1 protein-coding gene is annotated in these 446 nt (G+C 70.4%); it reads right to left on the reverse strand.

Translation table 11 applies throughout. The annotated features are described in order from the left end of the window. Positions 1-446, reverse strand: a 446-nt coding sequence (locus BIV25_RS51965; protein WP_071378581.1) for a hypothetical protein, incomplete at both ends; no start/stop codon positions are given.

Consider the following 446-nt stretch of genomic DNA (forward strand, 5'->3'; position numbering starts at 1 on the left):
CGCCGCCCTCGCCACGGCCGCCCTCGCCACGGCCGCCTTCGCCCCAGCCGCCCTCGTGGTCGCAGTCCACGCGGAAGCTGGCCACGATGCCGTCCTTGACGTGGACGCCGTCCTTGACGTGCAGGTCGTCGACTCCGAAGCTGGTGCTCCAGGCGCCGACGGTGGCGATGGGGGCGCCGTTGTCGCAGACGGCCCCGCGGAAGACCTCCACCCGCTTGTGGCTGTCGTTGCGGACGTTGAGGGTCTTGGCGCCGAGGCCGCTGATCACGGTGATGCAGTCGCCGGGGCGGGCGGAGTAGGACCGCTCGTTGACGAGGATGCGGCCCTCCTCGTGGCGCCGGCCCTCTTCGTGGCGGCCGCCGCCCTCGTTGCCCTTGCCCTCGTTGCCCTTGCCCTCGTTGCTGTTGCTGTTGTTGTTGCTGTTGTTGTTGCTCTTGCCCTGTCCG

It is taken from the genome of Streptomyces sp. MUSC 14 (assembly GCF_001866675.1).
GTDB lineage: Bacteria > Actinomycetota > Actinomycetes > Streptomycetales > Streptomycetaceae > Streptomyces.